The following is a 17,638-nucleotide window of genomic DNA, read 5'->3' as shown; positions in this document are numbered from 1 at the left end:
TCCATAATTGAATTTGTGGGCACAACTGCTGTGCCAAAATTCGATCATGGCTGGGAGCGATTCTTACGTCCAGACGGCGCTGGCTTTACGCTTACGAAGTAGACAGGGGTGGGAATTTTTCTCTATAGAGGGTATGGATTAACGCATGTGCGTGAGAAGCGCTTATGGGGCGAAAGTTGTCGGCGGCCGGACGCGTTCTGTCAGGTCAAATTCGAGTTGCTACAGATTAGTGTTGCAGGATGGTGATCTTGCCGTCCGCCTCGAGGAAGGCGTACTTCATTTTTTCGCGTGGACAATCGGCTTCGCGAAGTGACTGCTCCAGGTCGCTCTCCGCGACGTGGTTGCGGCGCAGCGCTTCCTTGAAGATCTTGCCATCACGGCCCAACAGCACGGCGGTGCCCTCGACCAGGTCGGCGGCTTTTCTGCTGCGGGCGGTAATGAAGGCGATGGCGACGTTCAGCGCAACCAGGGTGACCACCACGATCAAGCCGGCGGCGACCGAGTCGTCGCCGCCGGTCAGGCCGGGCGATACCGATTCGCTGAGCAGCATTACCACCAGCAGGTCAAATGGGGTGAACTGGCCGATGGTGCGCTTGCCGCTCAGGCGCATCATGACCAGCAGCGCGCCATAGATCGCGACGCCGCGCACGACATATTCCCACCAAGGCAAATCAAGGTCGAACATTGCAGCCTCCTTGCTGCCCGGTTATACGACGATTCTCCCGTGCCCGGCCACACGCTTCCTTGCGTCAATGCCGCTTTGACCTGTATATAATCTTGTTTTACGGAAATATTCTCGATGAAAAAAGCGATTGCTGTTTTGTGCCTGGGCAGTAGCCTGTTGCCGGCGCTGGCACAGGCCGACGATGTGGACCGCATCACTGACAAGCTGTTGAAGGAAGCTCCCTTGCAATGCCTCGATGAGGCGCTCGTCATTTCGAACAACCATCTGCGCCGCGTGCTGCCGGACCTGGTGCTCGATAGGACGCGTGAATTCGAGAAGCTGGGCCAGGCTTGGGGACCAGGCAATGAAAACTACCGCCAGGCGCGCGATATGCTGGAAATGGCGTTCCAGGATGATGAACTGAGCAATGGGCCCTTGATTGAGGCCGGCTTGCACCCCCTGCTGCGCACCATGGTGGCTGGCTGGACGCCGGCCCAGCGTGTGGAATTCCAGGCCTTCCTGACGCAGAAAGGGGGCCGCCTCTACTGGGACACGATGATGGATGGCGCAATGTGCGAAGCCATGATCGCGCTAAGCGCGCAGCCGCCCCACCCACTGCCGCCAGGAGCGGACAAGTATCGCCTGGAGGCGCTGGCCACCGGCATTGGCCTGCGCAAGATGACGATGGAGCTGGAATTCAACCTGCTGCCCAAAGACCAGGCCGCCAAAGCGGAAAAGCTGGGGGCGGAGCTGGGCAAATCCGTGCGGCAGGCGTTCGGCACGGTGTCCCAAGCCTACGCCCCGCGCGCCCACCAGGTGTTCGAGGCGGTGGCGCCGGACCTGAAGAAAATCGTCGCAGCCTACAAGCCGTAAGGCCGGCTATCGCTCAGGCGCCGCCGGCGTAACCGTGCTGGCGCCAGGCTTCAAACACCACCACCGCCACCGTGTTGGAGAGGTTGAGGCTACGGTTACCGGGCATCATTGGCAGGCGGATGCGCTGTCCGGTCGGGAACGACTCGCGGAACTCGGGCGCCAGGCCGCGCGTTTCGCTGCCGAACACGAATACGTCGCCGGGCTGGAAGGCCAGTTCGGCGAACGGGCGCGAGCCATGCGTGGTCATCGCGAACAAGCGGCTGCTGTCGGGCTGGACGTCGGCCAGGAAGGCGGCCCAATCCCGGTGCACCTTCATCTGCGCGTACTCGTGGTAATCGAGCCCGGCGCGCCGCATCTTGGCGTCATCCAGCGGGAAGCCGAGCGGCTCGATCAGGTGCAATTGCGCACCGGTGTTCGCGCACAGGCGGATCACATTGCCCGTGTTGGGGGGGATTTCCGGGTTGACCAGCACTACATGAAACAAGTTGTTCTCCTAATTCGTGTTCGGGGGCGTGCGGGCGAAGACGTAATTCGTCACGCGCGCGGCGCCGTGGCGCTTGAGCGTCGCGGCTAATTCCTGCAGCGTCTGTCCGCTGCTCATCACATCATCGACTACGCCGATATGCCGGCCTTCGACCAGTACCCGGTCCGGGATCGCAAAGGCTTGCGCGATGTTGGCGTGGCGCGCGCCGTGCGGCGTGCTGCTTTGGGCCAGCGTGTCGCGCACGCGTACCGCGAGTTTGGCATGGACCGCGATGCCGAGGGCCTTGCCCAGTGGGCGGGCGATCTCCAGCGCCTGGTTGAAGCCGCGCTCCGACAGGCGCTGCAGGCCGAGCGGCACAGGGCACAGCAGGGCGGGGCGCTGAGCGCTATCGCTGCCGGCACGCTGCACCGCATCGGCCAGCAAGCCGGCAAACAGGCGCGCCAGCGCAAGCTGGCGGGCGAATTTTAACTGAAGCACGAGGCGGTCTACCGGCAGGGCGTAGCCGGCCGCGGCCACAGTGGCGTCGAAGGCGGGGCGCTCGGCCTGGCAGCGGCCACAGGGCAGCGCTTGCACCGTCTGGGGTGCAGGCGGCAGCGGATTGGCGCAGACCGGGCAGCGGAGGGTGGCGGCGCTGAAAAACTGCTGGTGGCAACCGGCGCATAGCAGGCCCGGGCCGCTGGCGCCGCACAGCACGCAATTACAGGGCAACAGGGCGGCCAGCAGGCCATGGGCAAGCGCAGCAGCCATCGCAAATCCCCGCGAACGAGTAAACTGCCCGGATTATCCCATTAAAGAACCGTATCAAATATGCAAGTCCCAGCAAAACCGCCGAAATTGAGCGCTCCGATTGACCTGGATCGTGTCCGCGCCTTGTTTGCCGACCCGGCCCGCGTGGCGGAATCCGATTTCCTGCGGCGCGAGATCGCCAGCCGCATGCACGAGCGCCTGCAATTGGTCAAAGTGAACCCGTTGCGCGTGGTCGATGCCGGCTGCGGCACCGGCCCGGATTTGCCGGTCTTGCAAAAGAGCTATCCGGCCGCCCAGATCCTCGGCGTCGACACGTCCGCCGCCATGCTTGCCGCCGCACGGGGCCAGGCCGGCAAATCGGGCCTGAGCCAGTTGATTGGCAAATTGCTACCAGCAAAGTCCGGCATTGACTACCTGTGCGCCGATATGGCCGACTTGCCGCTGGCGCGCCACAACGCCGACCTGGTCTGGTCTAATCTTGCGCTGCACTGGCACCCGCAGCCGGACCGCGTGTTTGCGGAGTGGCATCGGGTGCTGAAGGTGGGCGGCCTGCTGATGTTTTCCTGCTTCGGGCCGGATACCCTGCAGGAGCTGCGCAGCGCCTTCGCCGAAGCCGACCTGGCGCCGCATACGCTGCCCTTCGTCGACATGCACGATTTCGGCGACCAGCTGGTGGAAGCCGGCTTTGCCGAGCCGGTGATGGATATGGAAAAGATCACGGTCACCTACGACAGCGCCGACAAGCTGCTGGCCGATGCCCGCGCGCTGGGCGGCAACCCGCTGCAGACGCGCCGCAAGGGGCTGCTCGGAAAACAAGCATACCAGCGCATGCTGCAGGGCCTGGAACGTCAGCGCCGCGCGGACGGCAAGCTGGCGCTGACCTTCGAAGTGATCTACGGCCATGCCTTCCGCCCGGCGCCACGGGTCACCAGTAGCGGCGAAGCGATCGTCCGTTTTGACTTGCCAAGGAAGCCTAAAAAATAGGCAGGAAAGGCCGCAGTGACTTGCGTATACCACAGCCAGGGGTGTGCTGCCCTTGATGCAGGACATGTTCACTGAGTATAATCATTAGCTAATTTTGCCAGCACTTCGCCCAGCCGAGCGCAACAAGGCGGTCCAGGCACGGCAAACATGGCAACAAAGCTACTGGTGATGTGTGGTCATCGGGAGTGTTTTTCAAGGTTCCAGCACAGTCCGCTCGCGAAGTTTTTCGCGCTGGCTTGGCTCGGAGCCTTTAGGTGTTTAGCGTGTGGCGGGATGCCGGCTAAGCCGGCCTGGCGCACAAAAATCTTCTTTATTTTTGGGTGGTTGGGGAAAACATGAAACTTGCGAAGCGACTTCAATCGTTGATGCTCGGCTTGGCCGTCACCGCCGCAGCAATGCCGGCGTGGGCCGAGCCTGCGGCGACAGCGGCCGGCGACTACACGGCAAAGACTGGTGGCACCGGCGGTCCGATAGCCAATCAGTTGAACCTGCAGGCTCCTGCAACAAAGATCGCTGAAAACATCTATGACCTGCACACCATGATGATGTGGATCATTATGGTGATCTTCGTCGCCGTGTTCGGCGTGATGTTCTACTCCATCTTCAAGCACCGCAAGTCGCTCGGCCACAAAGCCGCCACCTTCCACGAATCGACCGCCGTGGAAATCGCCTGGACCGTCGTGCCTTTCCTGATCGTGATCGGCATGGCACTGCCAGCCACCAAGACCGTGGTGGCGATGAAAGACACCTCCAACGCCGACATCACCATCAAGGCCACCGGCATGCAGTGGAAATGGGGCTATGACTACCTGAAAGGCGAAGGCGAAGGCATTTCCTTCCTCTCCAACCTGTCCACCCCGCGCGAGCAAGTGGGCAACCCGGGCGAGCAATACACCGGCAAGCGCAACGAAAACTACCTGATGGAAGTGGACAACGAAGTGGTCGTGCCGGTTGGCAAAAAGATCCGCATCGTCACCACCGCCAACGACGTGATCCACGCCTGGATGATCCCGGCCTTCGGCGTCAAGCAGGATGCGATTCCCGGCTTCGTGCGCGACACCTGGTTCAAGGCTGAATACACCGGCACCTTCCGCGGCAACTGCGCCGAGCTGTGCGGTAAAGAGCACGCGTTCATGCCGATCGTGGTCAAGGTCGTAACGGCCGAAGAGTACACCGCCTGGGTCAACGGCAAGAAGAAGGAAATGGCTGCCCTGGCGGACGATCCGAACAAGACCTGGACCATCGACGAACTGAAGACCAAGGGCGAAAAAGTCTACACCGCCAATTGCGCCGTGTGCCACCAGGCGAACGGCAAGGGCGTGCCTGGCGCCTTCGCTGCCCTGGACGGCTCCGCCGTGGTGAACGGACCGAAAGCGGAACAGATCAAGGTCCTGCTGCACGGCCAGAAATCGGGCAAGTTCCCGTCCGAAATGCCGGCCTGGAAGCAACTGTCGGATACCGATATCGCGGCTGTGATCACCTACACCCGCAACAACTGGTCGAATAAGCCAGCGGAAAACATCGTTCAGCCAGCCGAAGTTGTGGCTGCCCGCGCCAAGTAATTAGGAGCATTACATGAGCACTATCGATCACGCACACGATCACGCCCACGGCGACCACGATCACGCACACGATCACCCACACGGCCTGAGCCGTTGGCTGTTCGCGACCAACCACAAGGACATCGGTACCCTGTACATGTGGTTCTCGTTCATCATGCTGCTGTCCGGCGGCGTGCTGGCACTGATGATCCGTACCGAACTGTTCAAGCCTGGCCTGCAGTTCTTCCAGCCTGAATTCTTCAACCAGCTGACCACCATGCACGGCCTGGTGATGGTGTTCGGCGCCATCATGCCGGCCTTCGTCGGCTTCGCCAACTGGATGATCCCGCTGCAGATCGGCGCCTCCGACATGGCGTTCGCGCGCATGAACAACTTCTCGTTCTGGCTGCTGCCGCCTGCGGCGATCCTGCTGGCTGGTTCGTTCTTCGTGCCGGGCGGCGCGACCGCCGCTGGCTGGACCCTGTACGCTCCGCTGTCGACCCAGATGGGTATCGGCATGGACATGGGTATCTTCGCCATGCACATCATGGGCGCGTCGTCCATCATGGGCTCGATCAACATCATCGTCACCATCCTGAACATGCGCGCTCCCGGCATGACCCTGATGAAGATGCCGATGTTCTGCTGGACCTGGCTGATCACCGCCTACCTGCTGATCGCCGTGATGCCGGTCCTGGCAGGCGCCATCACCATGACCCTGACCGACCGTCACTTCGGCACCTCCTTCTTCAACGCCGCCGGCGGCGGCGACCCGGTGATGTACCAGCACATCTTCTGGTTCTTCGGTCACCCGGAGGTGTACATCATGATCCTGCCGGCCTTCGGCATCGTGTCGCAGATCATCCCGGCCTTCGCCCGCAAGCAGTTGTTCGGCTACGCGTCGATGGTGTACGCCACCGCGTCGATCGCGATCCTGTCGTTCATCGTCTGGGCCCACCACATGTTCACCACCGGCATGCCGGTGACCTCGCAGCTGTTCTTCATGTACGCCACCATGCTGATCTCCGTGCCGACCGGCGTGAAGGTCTTCAACTGGATCGCGACCATGTGGAAAGGCTCGATGACCTTTGAAACCCCGATGCTGTTCTCGGTCGGCTTCATCTTCGTGTTCACCATGGGCGGCTTCACCGGCCTGATGCTGGCGGTGACCCCGGTCGACATCCAGCTGCAGGATACCTACTACGTGGTGGCGCACTTCCACTACGTGCTGGTGGCAGGTTCCCTGTTCGCGCTGTTCGCAGGCTTCTACTACTGGGTACCGAAGTGGACCGGCCACATGTACAACGAGACCATGGGCAAGGCCCACTTCTGGCTGTCGCTGATCACCTTCAACGTGACCTTCTTCCCGATGCACTTCCTGGGGCTGGCCGGCATGCCGCGCCGTTACGCCGACTACCAGGCGCAGTTCACCGACTTCAACTCGATCGCCTCGATTGGCGCCTTCGGTTTCGGCCTGAGCCAGGTGTTCTTCCTGTTCTGCGTGGTGCTGCCGACCATCCGTGGCGGCAAGCAGGCGGAAGCCAAGCCGTGGGATGGCGCGGAAGGCCTGGAGTGGACCGTGCCGTCGCCGGCGCCGTTCCATACCTTTGAAACGCCGCCGACTGTCAAGTAAGCATATGTCTGACCAGAAGAAGCCGAACAGCAACCTGCGCCTGGCCCTGATCCTGTTGTCGGTCGCCGTCGTGTTCTTTGTTTCCGTGATCGGCAAGCAATGGATACTGGGCCACTGAGATGAGCGACGGGGACAGCGGCAGCAACCGCAAGCTGCTCGGCAAGCTGGTAGTCATTGCCGTGATGATGTTCGGCTTTGGCTACGCGCTGATTCCGGTATACAAGCACCTGTGCGAGGTGCTGGGCCTGAACCTGATCGATGGCAAGCCGCAGGAAGTTGCCAAGAACACCCAGGTCGACAGCAGCCGTGAAATCACGGTGGAGCTGGTGAGCAATGTGCAGGGCACCTTGCGTTTCCGCGCCACCCAGAATAGTGTGACCGTACACCCTGGCGAAATGACCACCGTGGTGTACGAGGTAGTCAACAGCGTGGACCGCACGGTCAAGGCGCAAGCCGTGCCGAGCTACACGCCGATGGAAGTGACGCCGCATTTCAAGAAGGTGGAGTGCTTCTGCTTCAAGGAGCAGACGCTGAAGCCGAAGGAAGCGCGGCAGATGCCCGTGGTGTTCTTCATCGATCCGGCGGTGCCGAAGAGTGTGAAGACCGTCACCCTGTCGTACACCTTTATCGAGGCGGGCGGCCTGGGCAACCAGACCGCGGCCAACTAAGGAAGGCAGATGGGATCGTTTTTGTATTCGATGAAAGCAGTGATCTGGTCGTTCTTCGGCCTGCGCCGCAACAGCGATTTTGAGCAGGACCAGGAGAAGATCAAGCCGGTCCACGTCATCGTCGCCGGACTGCTGGGCGCGGCCCTGTTCATCGGCTTGCTGGTTTCGATCGTCAAACTCGTGGTTTCAAAGTAACTATTACAGGATTTTAGGGAGAACAAGATGAGCTCTAATAACGCCGCGGCACCGTACTACTTCGTGCCTGGTCCTTCCAAGTGGCCGATGCTGGCAGGTATTTCCCTGCTGGTGACCATGACCGGTGCTTCCGCCTGGGTCAACGATGCCTCGTGGGGCATGGCGGTCTGCCTGGCCGGCATCGCCATGACCCTGGCCGTGCTCTACTGCTGGTTCGGCGATGCGATCTCCGAGTCGGAAAAGGGCCTGTACTCCCAGCGCATCGACCTGTCCTATCGCTGGTCGATGGGCTGGTTCATTTTCTCCGAAGTGATGTTCTTCGGTGCCTTCTTCGGCGCGCTGTACTACGCGCGCCAGATCACCATGCCGTGGCTGGCCGACCTGGATCACAAGGTGATCTGGCCTGACTTCGCCGCCAACTGGAACGGCAGCGTGGGTCCTGCCGGCACCGTCGACAACTACACCCCGATGGGCCCGTTCCCGATCCCGACCATCAACACCGCGTTGCTGCTGGCGTCGGGCATGACCCTGACCATCTCGCACCACGCCCTGCAAGCTGCCAACCGCTCCAAGGCGATCTTCTGGCTGGCTGCGACCGTGCTGCTGGGCGCAACCTTCATGGGCTTCCAGGCGTATGAATACATCCACGCGTATAGCGAACTGAACCTGAAGCTGACCTCCGGCATCTACGGCTCCACCTTCTTCATGCTGACCGGCTTCCACGGCTTCCACGTGACCATGGGCGCGATCATGCTGGCCGTTGTGCTGTACCGCCTGATCCGCGGCGACATGAGCGCGGAACACCACTTCGCCTTTGAAGGCGCGGCCTGGTACTGGCACTTCGTCGACGTGGTCTGGCTCGGCCTGTACGTGGTCGTGTACTGGATGTAAGGGACGGGTATAATTTACCCGCAAAAAAAAGCCGCAGCGCTTGCTGCGGCTTTTTTCATTTATCGTATGCCGGTTGGTTTGATGTATCCCAGCTTGGCCAATACGAGAATGGTGATGAACAGCGCGATGGAGAAGCCGACACGCAGCGCAAAAGCGCGCACCATCTTCGGGTTGGCCGACTTGCTGCGCATCATGCTGATGAAGGCCGACGCCAGGCTGCCGATGATCAGCACGAAGGCTGCGGCGACGAAGTATTTCATGGTTGTTAAGCACTAACTAAGGAAGATAAGGTTTTATTGTATGGCATTCCGCTTCCGCTGGATCCCTTTCCTGGCCACCCTGGTGCTGGTGGCCATCGGCGTATCCGCCGGCCGCTGGCAGGATGGCCGTGCCGCACAGAAGCTGGCGCTGGAAGCGCGCCTGGCGGCGGGCAATGCCGCCGCGCCGTTGGTGCTGGGTGCGGCGCCGGTGGCCGCGGCCGGGGTGGAATTCCGCCGCGTGCGCTTGCAGGGCGAATGGGTGGCAGGTTGGCCGCTCTATCTCGACAACCGTCCCCATGCGGGAAAACCGGGCTTCTACCTGTTGATGCCTTTGCGCCTGGCCGGCAGCGATATGCACGTGCTGGTGGCGCGCGGCTGGCTACCGCGCGATATGGCCGACCGCAACAAGCTGCCGTCGTATGCCACGCCGGCGGGCCAGGTGGTGGTGGAGGGCATTGCGCGCCTGGCACCGGGCCATGTCATGCAATTGGGCGAGGCACCCAGGCTGGCGCCGGGCGCCATCGTGCAGAACGCCGATGCGGCGGCAGTGGCCACCGCGACAGGCTGGAAATTCCAGCCGCTGCTGGTCGAGCAGACCACGCCGGATGGCACGGCCGCCACTGGCGAAGCGCTGCAGCGCGACTGGCCAGCGCCGGCCATGGGCGCCGACAAGCATAAAGCTTATGCCTTCCAGTGGTACGCACTGGCGGCAATGGCAGGTCTTTTCTTTGTATTCACCGGATTGAGAAAAAGTGGAAAACGCTAAACAAGACGAGAACCAGCGCCGCCGCGGCCGCTGGAGCATGTTCGCGGTGCTGCTGGTTTGCGCCGCACCGATCATTGCCTCCTACATCACGTACTTCTTCATCAAGCCGGAAGGGCGCACCAATTACGGCGACCTGCTCGACCCGCGCATGCACCCGATCCCGGCCATGGCCAGCACCACGGTCGACGGCAAGCCGCAGACGCTGGCCGATTTCAAGGGCAAGTGGCTGATGGTCAAGGTGGGCGGTTCCGCCTGCGACCAGAAGTGCCAGGACATGCTGTTCATGATGCGCCAGCTGCGCACCATGCAGGGCAAGGAAGCCGACCGCATCGAGCGCGTCTGGCTGATCACCGACCAGGAGCCGCTGGAGACCTTCATGCTGCGGGTGAACGACGGCACGCGCTTCCTGCGCGCGCCGGCCGACGTGGTGGGCAAGTGGCTGCCGCTGGAGCAGGGCGGCAAGGTGGAGGAGCATATCTACCTGATCGACCCGATGGGCCACCTGATGATGCGCTTCCCGAAGGACGCCGATCCGGCCAAGGTGAAGAAGGACCTGGGCAAGGTGCTCAAGGCTTCGGCCATCGGCTAGGGCGGACGCAATGGACCACAACTCCTTTGCCCATATGGCGATCACGGCGCTGCTGGTGGCGTCGCTGCCGCTGTCCGTCGTCTGGATCTCCAAGGACAGCAACAAGTACCGCAAGCTGGTCTGGATCGCGGTATTCCTGACCTTCGACCTGATCGTGTTCGGTGCCTTCACGCGCCTGACCGATTCCGGCCTGGGTTGCCCGGACTGGCCCGGCTGCTACGGCGAAGCCAATCCTTTCATCGCGCATGAACAGATCCGCGCCGCCGAAACGCTGATGCCGACCGGCCCGGTCACCATGATGAAGGCCTGGATCGAGATGATCCACCGCTACCTGGCCATGGGCATCGGCGTGCTGATTGTCGCCATGATGGGCGTGGCCTGGTGGCGTTCGACGGGGCGGGGCCGCGCCGGCGCAGGCGCCGGCATGGCGCGCCGCATTCCGCCGGGCTACCCGACTTTCCTGTTCTTCTTCATCCTGCTGCAAGGCGCGTTCGGCGCCTGGACCGTGACACAGAAGCTGCAGCCGATCTTCGTCACCGGACACCTGGTGCTGGGCATGTCCTTGCTGGCATTGCTGGGCTGGTTCGGCGGCCGCGAAGACCAGCTGCACGCGCCGTTGCCGCGCGCCGCCGGCTCGCAGATGGCGCGCCTGGGCCGCATCCGCCTGCTGGCCGCACTGTCCGGCGTGGTGCTGCTGGCGCAACTGGCGCTGGGCGCCTGGGTCAGTTCCAACTACGCGACCCTGGCCTGCAGCGAATTCCCGACCTGCGGCGGCGCCTGGGTGCCGCCGATGGATTTCGACCACGGCTTCCACCTGTGGCGCGAGCTGGGCAAGACTGCCGCCGGCCACTACCTGCCGTTCGAGGCGCTGACGGCGATCCATTGGGTGCACCGCAACTTCGCCGCCGTGGTGCTGCTGGTGCTGGGCGCGACCGCCTGGCAGGCCTGGCGCGTCGACGGCCTGGGCAGCCATGCGCGCTGGATGACGGCGGTGCTGGCACTGCAGGCATTTACCGGCGTGGCGACCATCTATTTCAACTTCCCGCTGGCCATTGCCGTGGCCCATAACGCGGGCGCGGCGGCCCTGGTGCTGTTGCTGACCATGATAAACTACAGGGCTAAGTATCTGGCTGCCCCCGCCTACCAATAACAATGAAATCCTCGACCTCCCGCATAGCCCAGTTCTGGGCTCTGACCAAGCCGCGCGTGACGCAGTTGGCCGTATTTTGCGCCGTCATCGGCATGTTCCTGGCGAGCGAAGGCATGCCCGACTGGCACGTGGTGATTGCGGCGACGGCCGGCATCTGGCTGCTGTCCGGCGCGGCGTTTGCCGTCAACTGCCTGGCCGAGCGCGAGATCGATGCCCGCATGGCGCGAACCGCGCGCCGCCCGATGGCGATGGGCGACATCAGCGTGCCCGAGACCGTGGTCTTCGCCGCGGTGATCGGCGGCGCCGGCATGTGGATCCTGCACCAGCTGGTCAATCCGTTGACCATGTGGCTGACCTTTGTCACCTTTGTCGGCTACGCCGTGATCTACACCATGATCCTGAAGCCGGCCACGCCGCAGAACATCGTGATCGGCGGCCTGTCCGGCGCGATGCCGCCGGCCCTGGGCTGGGCCGCCATCGCCAACGACGTGCCGATGCAGGCCTGGCTGCTGGTGCTGATCATCTTCGTCTGGACCCCGCCGCACTTCTGGGCGCTGGCGATGTACCGCAAGGCCGACTACGAACGTTCCGGCCTGCCGATGCTGCCGGTCACCCACGGCATGGGCTTCACCGCCTTCCATGTCTGGCTGTATTCGATCATCCTGGCGGCCACCACGCTGCTGCCGTTTGCCGTGAAGATGAGCGGCCTGATCTACCTGTTCAGCGCGATTGCCCTGAACGCGGTATTCTTGTACTACGGCTGGCGCATCTACAAGCATTACAGCGACATCGTAGCGCGCAAGGCTTTCACCTGGTCCATCATCTATTTGTCGCTGCTGTTTGCGGCGCTGCTGGTCGACCACTACTTCAAGTTCTGAACACCATGAAAAAACTGTTTGCGGCGCTGTTCATGCTGCTCGCGCTGGCCGCTTGCGGCGAGCAGCAGCTCAAGTTCGAAAACACCGACCTGACCGGCCTTGGTTACGGCAAGGGCTTTTCGCTGAACGACCACACCGGCAAGCCGGTGACGCTGGAGTCTTATAAAGGCAAGGTGGTGGTGCTGTTCTTCGGTTTCACCCATTGCCCGGACGTGTGCCCGACCACCATGGCCGAAATGTCGGCCGTGATGAAGGAACTGGGCCCGGACGCCGACAAGGTGCAGGTGCTGTTCGCCACCCTCGATCCTGAACGCGATAGCAAGGAGCTGCTGTCGCAATACGTGCCGGGCTTCGACGCGCGTTTCGTTGGCCTGTACGGCACGCCGGAGCAGGTTGCCGCCACCGCCAAGGAGTTCAAGGTGTTCTACCAGAAGGTGCCGGGCAAGACTGCCGACAGCTACACCATCGACCATACGGCGGGCAGCTATGTGTTCGACAAGAGCGGCAAGCTGCGCCTGTTCCTGCGCCACGGCGGCGGCCCAGCGCCGGTCGTGCACGACCTGAAGCTTCTCGTCGCCAACTGATTCCTGATAAGCTAAGGGCATGGAACAACGATTTCAGCCCTATAGCCGCCTGGCAGCCATTGTCTTTCTCGTCATCGGCTGCCTTTACGTCCTGCGTCCCTTCCTGGCCGGCATCCTGTTTGCCGCCGCCATTGCCATTTCATCCTGGCCCCTGTACCAACGCCTGCTGGCGCGCCTGAAAGGCCGCCGGACCCTGGCCGCGGCGGTGATGACGGTATCGCTGGCGCTGATCATCGTCTTGCCGCTGACGCTGGTGACCTGGAATATCGCCGACAGCGTGAGCCACTTCTACCACGGCGCGCGCGAGGCGCTCGATGCCGGCGGCTTCGAACCGCCGGCCTGGCTGCGCCAGTTGCCGCTGGTGGGCGAGGCAGTCGACTCCTACCTGCGGCAGATCCTGAGCAGCAAGGAAGAGTTGCTGTCCGTCGCCAAGAAGTACGTGGAACCGGCCCGCACTATCCTGCTGAACAGCGGTATCGTGCTGGGCGCCGGTGTGGCGCAGGTCAGCCTGGCCGCTTTTGTCTCCTTCTTCCTGTACCGCGACGGCCACAACATCGTGGCCGCGCTGGAAGTGGGCATGGACAAGATCATGGGCGAACATGCGGTGGAAGTCGCGGAAACGGTCAGCCGCACGGTGACCGGCGTCATGTACGGCATGCTGGGCACCGCGCTGGCGCAAGCTGCCGTGGCGGCGGTGGGTTTCCTGATCGCCGGCGTGCCGGCGGTGGCCTTGCTGTCGGTGGCCACTTTCGTCTTCTCGCTGGTGCCGGTGGGGCCGCCGCTGATCTGGGGCGGCGCATCGATCTGGCTGTTCTCGCAAGGGATGACCGGCTGGGGCATCTTCATGCTCATCTACGGCACGGTTGTCATCAGCGGCGTGGATAATGTGGTCAAGCCGATCCTGATCTCGCGCGGCTCCAGCCTGCCTTTCGCGCTGGTGCTGCTTGGCGTGATGGGCGGCGTGCTGGCCTTCGGCTTCGTCGGCCTGTTCATCGGCCCGACCCTGCTGGCAGTGGCGCTGGGCCTGCTCAGGAACTGGACCCAGGTCAAGCCGATCGTTTAGCGCAGCACCATCGCCAGCGCCCGTTCGGGGCTGGTATGCCGTTCCATGATGGTTTTGACGGTGCCGTCCTCGCGCATGGCGCGCAGCGCCTGTTCCAGCCTGGCGGCCGAGTCGTCGGCAACCAGGCGGGAAATCACCAGCGCGCCCTGCACGTTCTCGCGCGGCACCAGGTCCAGTACCCGGAATTGTCCGCGCACCTGGGCATCCCGGTACAAGGCGTCAACGTTGCTGCTTAACTGGAGGATGGCGTGCACGCGGCCGTACTGGAACAGCCGCAGCAGCGTGCTGTAATCGGGTGTGTCATGCACGCGGCCCTGCTTGCGCAGCCGGTCCAGCCAGGCGTCGTACGTGGCGCCATGCTTGAAGCCTTTGATGACGGCGACCTTCAACTCCGGCTGCGCCGCGAATTGCTCCAGCGTGGTGGCATGCCGCGCCGCCTCATTGCGCACCAGGAGCATATTGCGCGATTGCAGGTAGGGCGTGAAGCGGGCGAAACCTTCGCGCTCGGGCGTGGCAATGCCGGACATGGTCATGTCCAGCGCGCCATCCTTCAGCATGGTCCAGATCCGGATGCGCGAGTCGCGCGTCATGCGCAGCGCACAGCCGGTGCGGCGCGCCAGCTCGTCGACGATGTCCTTGTCGATGCCGGCCCATTGCTCGCCGCTGCGGTAGTACAAGGCGCCGTGTTCATACATGGCCACCGTGTACGGACCGCAGGACGCCGCTGCGGTGCTGCCGGCCAGGCAGGCCGCCAGGGCAAGCAGGATACGGCGCAGCTGCATATCAATCCTGTTCGTCGGAATCCGGCGGCAGGTGGCGCGGGATGACCTTTACCAACAGTATACGCGGGCCGTTCATCTTTTTCACGACCAGGTCAAAGGCGTCGAATTCGACGCGCTGGCCCTGTTTTGGGATATCGCCGAGCTTCAGCATGATCAGGCCACCGACCGATTCCACTTCGCCCAGGCCCAGTTCCTCGTTCTCGACATCGACGCCGAGGATGCGTTCCAGCGAGAAGATCGGCAGGCTGGCTTTGCCGATCAGCGAACCGTCGGGAAGTTTGAGCCAGTCGTTTTCGTTGAGGCGGAATTCGTCGTGGATTTCGCCGACCATGGCGCCCAGCAGGTTGTCCAGCGTGAGGAAGCCGACCGGGCGCTTGCCTTTTTCGCCGATCAGGGCGAAGTGCGGCGCGCCGTCCTTGAAGCGGCGGAACAGTTCCAGGGCCGGGGTGCGGGCCGAGATGGTCTCCACCGGGCGCAGGAAGCCCGACAGGTTCTTCAGTTCCTTGCGCGACTGCAGGGCGAAGAACAGGTCCTTCAGGTGCACCACGCCCAGCACGGTGTCGCCTTCTTCATCGAAGTAGGGGTAGCGGCTGAAGCGGTTGCGCACCACGGTGTCGAGGTTTTCGTCCATCGGGCGGCCGGCGTGCAGCGCGATCACTTCATTGATCGGGCGCATCAGGTCGGCCACGCGCAGTTGCGAGAAGTCCAGCGAATTGGCCAGGATATTGCGTTCATCCTTGTTGAACGATTCGCCGGGCTGGCTGGTACGCAGGATCAGTTTCAGCTCTTCGTTCGAATAGTGCGATTCGTGGCCGCCGGCATCGCCCAGGCCGGCCAGGCGCAGCACCGCGTTGGCGCTCTGGTTCAGCAGCCAGATGGCCGGGTACATGGCCCAGTAGAAGGCGTACAGCGGAATGGCGCTCCACAGCGCGACCGCTTCAGGAAGACGGATCGCAAGCGATTTCGGCGCCAGCTCGCCCACCACGATGTGCAGGAAGGAGATGGTGACGAAGGCGAACACGAAGGAAATGCCGTGCACGATCTCGGGCGAGTTGATGCCGATGAATGTGAGCAGGGGTTCCAGCAGGCCGGCAAATGCGGGTTCGCCGACCCAGCCCAGGCCGAGCGAGGCAAGCGTAATGCCCAATTGGCAGGCGGACAGGTAGGCATCGAGCTGGCCGTGGACCTTGGCCAGGATGCGGCCGCGCAGGCCCTGGGTCTTTTCGATGGCCCGTACGCGGGTGCGGCGCAGGGTGACGATGCTGAATTCGGCGGCGACGTAGAAGCCGTTCAGTGCTACGAGGAAGAGTGCGAAGATGACTAGTAAAAGGTTGTCCATATGCGCCCTAAGGCGGAAAGTCGAAACCTCTATCTTAGCCGACCCGGGGCTTGTCTCGCGCAATTCTCATAATTTCTTGGAGGAAATCTATGCTTGCGGGGCGAGGCCGCTGGCCTTGCAGACGGCCAGCAGGCGCAGGGCCAGCTCGCTGTCGCCGGCTGCGCGCTCGCGCTCGATGGCGAGCAGGGCGCGCCGCGCTTGCAGTACCGGCAGCTGGTCGCTCATGCCGCGCCGCGCGCGGGTGGCGGCCAGTTCCAGTGCGGCGCGGGCGCTGGCCGCCTTGGTGGTGAGCGCTTGCTGACGCTGGCGCGCCGCCGCATAGGCGGACAGCGCGTCATCCATTTCATGCCAGGCGTTCAGCACGGTTTTCTGGAAGTTGACGGCGGCCTCCTGTTCTTCGAGTTTTCGCAATTCGACTGTCGCGCGGCGGCGGCCGTTGTCGAAAAGCGGCAGTTGCAGGCTGGGGCCAAGCGACCATTGGCGGCTGCCCCAGTCGCCGAACTTGCCCGCTTCCAGCGCTTCGACGCCGAACGACAGGCCGAGTGTGATGCGGGGATACAGGTCGGCCAGCGCGACGCCGATCCTGGCGGTTGCCCCCTGCAGGCGCGCTTCGGCCGCCTGGATGTCCGGGCGGTGCCGCATGACTTCTCCCGGCACGCCCAGCGCCAGGTCAGGCCCGCGCGGCGCGGCCGCTCCCAAGCGGGCCGCCAACTGCCCGCGCAGCGCGCCGGGTGGCAGCGCCAACAGCATGGTCAGCCGGTTGGCGGCGGCGGCTTCCTGCTCCAGCAGTGCCGGGGCGCGGCCTACCAGTTCGGCCAGGGCCGCCTGCTGCTGCTCGACGTCCAGCCCGCTGGCGAGCCCGCCGTGCTGGCGTGCCGCCACCAGCGCGGCCATGTCGCGCGCCGCGCTCAGGTCTTCCTGCAGCAATGCCTGCTGGCGGTGGGCAGCACGCAACTCGTAGTAATTGCGCGCCACCTCGAGCTGCACCGCGATCCGCACCGCACGCAGGACCGAGCTGGCCTCCGCCATGCCGGCATCCGCCGCTTGCACGCTGCGCCGCACACGGCCCCACAGGTCGAGCTCCCAGGAGGCGTCAAAGCCCGCCTGGTACAGCGCGAATGGATCGCTCAGCTTCTCGATCAGCACCGCGCGGTTGGCCGGCGCGATTGCATCGACCATGCGCGTTCCCGCGCCGGATTCCGACTGGCGTTGCCGGCTGGCGCCGGCGTGGGCCGTGAGCTGCGGTCCTTGGGCCCCGGCCGCCGCGTTGCGCGCCATCCGGCTCTGGGCGAAGCGCAACGCGGCTGTTTGCACGTCGTGGCTGGCGGCCAGCGCCTGCTTCTGCAAACCGGCCAGTACCGGATCGTCGAAGCGGGCAAACGCTTGCTCCGCGCCGGCGGCCAATCCCGTCTCGCGCAGGGCCGGCGAGCCGCCGTGCCAGTCGCCGTATGCCGCAGGGGCCGGCACGGCCGGTGCATGGTAATCCGGCCCGACCGCGCAAGCGGCCAGCGACAGGCAAAGCAGGGGGATGGTGAGCTGTTTCATGA

21 protein-coding genes are annotated in these 17,638 nt (G+C 63.5%); 14 read left to right on the top strand and 7 right to left on the bottom strand.

Going from position 1 to position 17,638, the window contains the following annotated elements; translation table 11 throughout:
* Positions 1-226: 226 nt before the first annotated feature.
* Complete coding sequence (locus BM269_RS13385) at positions 227-685, bottom strand: DUF421 domain-containing protein (protein ID WP_090437499.1); 459 nt, start codon at positions 683-685, stop codon at positions 227-229.
* Positions 686-799: 114 nt separating this feature from the next.
* Between BM269_RS13385 and BM269_RS13380 the strand changes: the two genes are divergently transcribed.
* Positions 800-1,537, top strand: a complete 738-nt coding sequence (locus BM269_RS13380) for a hypothetical protein (RefSeq protein ID WP_090437498.1) — start codon at positions 800-802, stop codon at positions 1,535-1,537.
* Positions 1,538-1,550: 13 nt separating this feature from the next.
* Here the strand turns inward: BM269_RS13380 and trmL are convergent, their stop codons facing one another.
* Both trmL and BM269_RS13370 read right to left on the bottom strand, forming a co-directional pair.
* On the bottom strand, positions 1,551-2,021 hold the full coding sequence (gene trmL / locus BM269_RS13375) for a tRNA (uridine(34)/cytosine(34)/5-carboxymethylaminomethyluridine(34)-2'-O)-methyltransferase TrmL (RefSeq protein WP_090437497.1): 471 nt from the start codon (positions 2,019-2,021) through the stop codon (positions 1,551-1,553).
* A 9-nt stretch (positions 2,022-2,030) separates the two neighbouring features.
* The gene (locus BM269_RS13370) at positions 2,031-2,768 is read right to left on the bottom strand and encodes a ComF family protein (protein WP_090437496.1); all 738 of its coding nucleotides are present in this window, start codon (positions 2,766-2,768) and stop codon (positions 2,031-2,033) included.
* A 60-nt stretch (positions 2,769-2,828) separates the two neighbouring features.
* Here BM269_RS13370 and BM269_RS13365 point away from each other — a divergent pair, with 60 nt between their 5' ends.
* From BM269_RS13365 to BM269_RS13340, 7 genes are all read left to right on the top strand, one after another.
* Positions 2,829-3,752: a methyltransferase domain-containing protein gene (locus BM269_RS13365; RefSeq protein WP_090437495.1), complete on the top strand. Its 924-nt coding sequence runs from the start codon at positions 2,829-2,831 to the stop codon at positions 3,750-3,752.
* A gap of 335 nt (positions 3,753-4,087) precedes the next feature.
* Positions 4,088-5,314 (top strand): cytochrome c oxidase subunit II, encoded by a 1,227-nt coding sequence (gene coxB / locus BM269_RS13360; protein WP_090437494.1) that lies wholly within the window; start codon positions 4,088-4,090, stop codon positions 5,312-5,314.
* 13 nt (positions 5,315-5,327) lie between these two features.
* Positions 5,328-6,926 (top strand): cytochrome c oxidase subunit I, encoded by a 1,599-nt coding sequence (gene ctaD, locus BM269_RS13355; protein ID WP_055932535.1) that lies wholly within the window; start codon positions 5,328-5,330, stop codon positions 6,924-6,926.
* Between the two features lie 4 nt (positions 6,927-6,930).
* Positions 6,931-7,044 (top strand): cytochrome oxidase small assembly protein, encoded by a 114-nt coding sequence (locus BM269_RS29670; protein WP_211482690.1) that lies wholly within the window; start codon positions 6,931-6,933, stop codon positions 7,042-7,044.
* Position 7,045: 1 nt separating this feature from the next.
* Positions 7,046-7,594, top strand: coding sequence for a cytochrome c oxidase assembly protein (locus BM269_RS13350; protein WP_090437493.1), 549 nt, complete (start codon positions 7,046-7,048; stop codon positions 7,592-7,594).
* A gap of 9 nt (positions 7,595-7,603) precedes the next feature.
* A complete protein-coding gene (locus BM269_RS13345) occupies positions 7,604-7,789 on the top strand; it encodes a DUF2970 domain-containing protein (protein ID WP_090437492.1) in 186 nt (61 codons plus the stop codon).
* A 27-nt stretch (positions 7,790-7,816) separates the two neighbouring features.
* Positions 7,817-8,680 (top strand): cytochrome c oxidase subunit 3, encoded by an 864-nt coding sequence (locus BM269_RS13340; RefSeq protein WP_090437491.1) that lies wholly within the window; start codon positions 7,817-7,819, stop codon positions 8,678-8,680.
* Positions 8,681-8,739: 59 nt separating this feature from the next.
* Here the strand turns inward: BM269_RS13340 and BM269_RS13335 are convergent, their stop codons facing one another.
* The gene (locus tag BM269_RS13335) at positions 8,740-8,940 is read right to left on the bottom strand and encodes a DUF2909 domain-containing protein (RefSeq protein WP_090437490.1); all 201 of its coding nucleotides are present in this window, start codon (positions 8,938-8,940) and stop codon (positions 8,740-8,742) included.
* A 40-nt stretch (positions 8,941-8,980) separates the two neighbouring features.
* Here BM269_RS13335 and BM269_RS13330 point away from each other — a divergent pair, with 40 nt between their 5' ends.
* From BM269_RS13330 to BM269_RS13305, 6 genes are read left to right on the top strand one after another with little or no spacing between them, the layout of a single operon-like run.
* A complete protein-coding gene (locus tag BM269_RS13330; RefSeq protein ID WP_090437489.1) occupies positions 8,981-9,706 on the top strand; it encodes an SURF1 family protein in 726 nt (241 codons plus the stop codon).
* 37 nt (positions 9,707-9,743) lie between these two features.
* Positions 9,744-10,295 (top strand): SCO family protein, encoded by a 552-nt coding sequence (locus BM269_RS13325; protein ID WP_229204640.1) that lies wholly within the window; start codon positions 9,744-9,746, stop codon positions 10,293-10,295.
* Between the two features lie 10 nt (positions 10,296-10,305).
* Positions 10,306-11,445: a COX15/CtaA family protein gene (locus BM269_RS13320; protein ID WP_229204634.1), complete on the top strand. Its 1,140-nt coding sequence runs from the start codon at positions 10,306-10,308 to the stop codon at positions 11,443-11,445.
* A 2-nt stretch (positions 11,446-11,447) separates the two neighbouring features.
* Positions 11,448-12,323, top strand: a complete 876-nt coding sequence (gene cyoE / locus BM269_RS13315) for a heme o synthase (RefSeq protein WP_090437487.1) — start codon at positions 11,448-11,450, stop codon at positions 12,321-12,323.
* A gap of 5 nt (positions 12,324-12,328) precedes the next feature.
* The gene (locus tag BM269_RS13310; RefSeq protein WP_090437486.1) at positions 12,329-12,907 is read left to right on the top strand and encodes an SCO family protein; all 579 of its coding nucleotides are present in this window, start codon (positions 12,329-12,331) and stop codon (positions 12,905-12,907) included.
* Between the two features lie 19 nt (positions 12,908-12,926).
* On the top strand, positions 12,927-13,970 hold the full coding sequence (locus BM269_RS13305; protein WP_090437485.1) for an AI-2E family transporter: 1,044 nt from the start codon (positions 12,927-12,929) through the stop codon (positions 13,968-13,970).
* Here the strand turns inward: BM269_RS13305 and BM269_RS13300 are convergent.
* The 3 genes from BM269_RS13300 to BM269_RS13290 all read right to left on the bottom strand — a co-directional run bounded on the left by BM269_RS13300 (position 13,967) and on the right by BM269_RS13290 (position 17,636).
* Positions 13,967-14,752, bottom strand: coding sequence for a substrate-binding periplasmic protein (locus BM269_RS13300; protein ID WP_090437484.1), 786 nt, complete (start codon positions 14,750-14,752; stop codon positions 13,967-13,969). The two genes, BM269_RS13305 and BM269_RS13300, sit on opposite strands and share 4 nt — an antisense overlap.
* Before the next feature lies 1 nt (position 14,753).
* Positions 14,754-16,091, bottom strand: a complete 1,338-nt coding sequence (locus tag BM269_RS13295) for a hemolysin family protein (RefSeq protein WP_090437483.1) — start codon at positions 16,089-16,091, stop codon at positions 14,754-14,756.
* 87 nt (positions 16,092-16,178) lie between these two features.
* The gene (locus BM269_RS13290) at positions 16,179-17,636 is read right to left on the bottom strand and encodes an efflux transporter outer membrane subunit (protein WP_090437482.1); all 1,458 of its coding nucleotides are present in this window, start codon (positions 17,634-17,636) and stop codon (positions 16,179-16,181) included.
* Positions 17,637-17,638 lie beyond the last annotated feature (2 nt).

This window comes from Duganella sp. CF458, from assembly GCF_900113115.1.
GTDB lineage: Bacteria > Pseudomonadota > Gammaproteobacteria > Burkholderiales > Burkholderiaceae_D > Rugamonas.
Note: the sequence above shows the minus strand (reverse complement) of the source record. Positions and strands in the feature narration are given on the sequence as shown.